This is a genomic window from Maribacter sp. (assembly GCF_049667165.1).
Classification (GTDB): Bacteria; Bacteroidota; Bacteroidia; order Flavobacteriales; family Flavobacteriaceae; genus Maribacter_A.
Genome location: NZ_JBATHS010000287.1, coordinates 1 through 3,635, shown reverse-complemented (window position 1 = coordinate 3,635; position 3,635 = coordinate 1). Strand labels below are relative to the sequence as shown.

General features: G+C 43.6%; 3 protein-coding genes. All 3 read right to left on the bottom strand.

Features of this window, described 5'->3' with window-relative positions; translation table 11 throughout:
• Window positions 1–1,751, bottom strand: a 1,751-nt coding sequence (locus WBM98_RS13710; RefSeq protein ID WP_424366589.1) for a flagellar motor protein MotB, incomplete at its 3' end; no start/stop codon positions are given.
• Between the two features lie 2 nt (window positions 1,752–1,753).
• Window positions 1,754–2,692 carry a PorP/SprF family type IX secretion system membrane protein gene (locus tag WBM98_RS13705; RefSeq protein ID WP_424366588.1) on the bottom strand — a complete coding sequence of 313 codons (939 nt, stop codon included), beginning with the start codon at window positions 2,690–2,692 and terminating at the stop codon, window positions 1,754–1,756.
• A gap of 25 nt (window positions 2,693–2,717) precedes the next feature.
• Window positions 2,718–3,635 (bottom strand): gliding motility-associated C-terminal domain-containing protein (locus WBM98_RS13700; protein WP_424366587.1); only part of this gene is annotated, 918 nt, incomplete at its 5' end.

The window sequence follows — 3,635 nt, the reverse complement described above, 5'->3', positions numbered from 1 at the left end:
AAATGTATTTCTTCGGTCTGTATTATCGTGCGTTCTTTCTCCCTGACAATGGCTTCTTCTTTCTGAATGACATCCTTTATTTTTTCGTCACGTTGTTTTTTCGCTTCCTCCTTGGCCTTGGTTTCGGCAATCAATTGCGTTTCTTGCGCTTTTTGCTCCTGCAGTAATCGGGCATTCTTTTGTTTTTCTTCAACGGCCAAACGTTGGTTCTCTTTTTCCTGTAAGGAGAAAAGCGCTAGGGAGCCATCATGGGTCATGTTACGTTCTTTTGAACTTAGAATCGCTTTGGAATTGTCCTCATATCCTGCCTTACTACCATTGATTTTATAGGATGAGGTACATGCGATATCAAATTTAAATGAGCCATCCCTACCGGTCATCAAATCCGAAATTAGTGTGCCCTCGGCGTCCACTAGTTGAATTTTTCCTTCGGCAATGGGCATTTGGGTGGACTTGTCCGTTACTATACCGACGATAAACTGGTTACAGTCCTCGATGAGCAAGGGTTTGGTTTCGGTAAAGGCATATATATCATCATTGCCTTTTCCTCCGGGTCGGTTCGACGCAAAGAATCCCGTTTTTCCATTGGGGTATAACCACATCGAGAAATCATCGTAACCACTATTGATGGGTAAACCCAGGTTGTCGGGTTTTTCGTAGCTACCGTTTTGGTATTTTGTAAGGAAAATGTCCAATAGGCCATAACCCGGATGACCGTTGCTGGCGAAATAGAGATTGTCCTGATCATCTAAAAACGGAAACTGCTCCTTTTTATCCGTATTGATTTCTTTCCCTAGATTGATTGGGTTTCCATATCGTTCATCGGATTGAATATCGACATAGTAGAGGTCAAAAGAACCAAAACCACCTTCACGGTCAGAGGCAAAGTAGAGCCTTGATTCGTCCGAATTCAATACGGGATGCTCCGTCGAAAAGACGTCACTGTTGAAAGGAAGTTCCACAATATTGTCCCAATCATCTTCGCCCCATTCGGCCTTATAGATCTTGAGGTTTTTTATTTTTTCGGAATCGGTTCTTTTTGTTCCATTTCGGGTAAAATACAATGTTTTTCGGTCATTGGTGATTGCAAAGGAACCTTCGTGCATTTTGGTATTGACCGTTTTTGAAAATGGGACGCTAAGACTGTCCCCCATGGCCAATTTGGGCAACGGATGGGAATATATATCCAAGTAGTTCAGGTTGTTCCAGCGGTATATTTTCCCTGAATTCTTTCGTGTGGCGGTATAGACTAAGTTTGAATCCAAGACTGCCGCCCCAAATTCGGAGTTGGGAGTGTTGATTAGCAGATTCTCGATATCGAACCGGGGTCCAATGGCACTTACATTTTCCAGATAGACCAATGCATTATTTAACTGGTCGACCTTATCGTTTTGGTTTTGTTGGGTATAAAAATCCAGCAACACCTGATGGGCTTCATCGTAGGCCCCTGTGGCTTTTAACGATTGGTACAATTTGAATTGATAATCTTCCCCGACCTTGTCCCCGTAATTTGCAGCCAAATACGTATACCATCGGGCAGCGGCCTTCATATTGAACGTATGATAATAACTATCCGCAAGGTTTTTTATGAGCTTTGAACTCTTGTTGCGGGGCAACAACTGCTCGTATAACGGAATGGCATCACTATAAAAGGTCCTTTCAAAATAGGTGTCGGCACGTTTCAATTCATCCTGTGCAAATAGTGTTGGCAGGACACCTAAAACGAAAATTATAAGTAGTAGCTTTTTCATATCTAATAAAATCTAGGGGATTTGTCATACCCTTTTCCCAGCCCCCAAAGGTCCAAATCGAAAAGAACAAAAATTTCATGGGATCCCGAACTGTATTCGCTAAGGTTCGATAGCGTATAATCATAAGCATACCCAATGCGAAGTGACGGTAATACCGATATATTGAACATCGCACTCACCGAATCTTCCAATCGATAGGATAATCCTCCTTCAAAACGATTTAGGAACAATACATTCATGGAAAAATCCATCGTTAAGGGAGCACCTTGAACCATTTTGGCCATTATGGACGGTTTGATCTTTATATCGGGATTCAGTTCGTGTACATACCCTGAGGTAATAAAAAGATGGAGCTCTTCCGAACCGATCCGATTGATCCCATCCTTGTTTTCGAGGTGTTTGGAGGTCAACAGGTTGGGTATGGAAATTCCCGTATAAAAATTCCCGCGATGGTAAAAAGCGCCGATACCCACATTCGGAAAGGTATTGTTCATATTTTCATTAAAGGCCGCATCATCCTGGAATTCAGGCAGCATGAAGCCATTGAAATCAGTTTCGAAAGTGGTGATTCCTCCTTTTAATCCTAAGGCGATATTACTTTGATCATCAAGCTTTAGGATATAGGCAAAATCGGCATAGATATTATTTTCCTTAAGCACGCCGTCCCCAATATCATCCGTAATGAACGAGAGCCCCATTTCCACTTTTTCGCTGAGTGGGGCATGGGCAAAAAAGGTCATGGTCTTTGGGGCTCCTACTGCAGTTGCCCATTGCGAACGGTAAAGTGCCCCTAAGTTCAATTTGCCCGGTTCGTTGGTCGTATAGGCAGGGTTTATGACGCTCATATTGTACATGTACTGCGTATACTGTGGATCTTGCTGGGCTTGGATGCCCATTTGGACCAAGAGTAGCATAAAGGTGATATAAACTATTTTTTTCATGTTTCTTTGTTATTTGCTACTCGACCTATCGGTTAAGGTATAATCGTCCTTGTTTTGGTTCGTGTCCTTCCTTATGGTAATCCACGATATAGAAATACACCCCATTCGGTGCCTTGTCACCGTCCCACGAGGGATTGTTCTTATCGCCTTCAAAGAGTGTGGAACCATATCTATTGAGAATTTCCAAAGTGAAATCCGGGAAAATAGCTTGGATATTGGGGATAAAAAAAGTGTCGTTTCGACCATCGTTATTCGGTGAAAACCCATCTGGGATAAAGAACCCATAATCCTCTGGATCACAATTCGTAAGGTCTACGGTCACCGCTACGCGTTCGGGATTGATACAGCCGGTTTCGGGATTGTAACTTTCGGCATAATACGTAGCATTGCCAACCAAAGGAATAGCATCGGTCAAGGGCGTCCCGTTTTCAACGGTATCGTACCAGAGTACCTCTGTATCGTTCATAGTTTCCAAAATCCTTAAATCCCCAATGGTTGGGTTGTCCAAGCCACAAATGGCCAAATCGGTAAAGTGGAGGGATACAGGCTCTAGGCCATAAACGGTTGGAATGATTTCCAAGCGTACATCGCTCTCACAACCATTTAACTCCTCCGAGGCGAAATACGATGTTCCATCTTCGAGGGTTTCCGCAGTATCCAAGGAATTTCCGCCTGTGGCTGCGTCATACCAAATTAGGGTGCCGTTATTGGGTGCCATTGCCCCCAAAGCTGCAATAGTGGCATTTTCCGATGCGCAGAAAACAGGGTTGGCATTGGTCGTGGTTGGTGTTTCAGAAGTGGTCAAGGCCACTGCGATACGTATCCTTTCCGAACTCTCACAATTATTGTTGGGGTCCGTACTCGTTACAAAATAGTCTTCCCCGTCAACCAGTGCCGTTGTCAATGGAAGAATGATCGTATCGGTTTCCGTGGCAAAAAAGGA

Bases quoted from the DNA above. Each gene is read 5' to 3' on its own strand.
- WBM98_RS13705 (WP_424366588.1), bottom strand. From the start codon at position 2,692: ATGAAAAAAATAGTTTATATCACCTTTATGCTACTCTTGGTCCAAATG.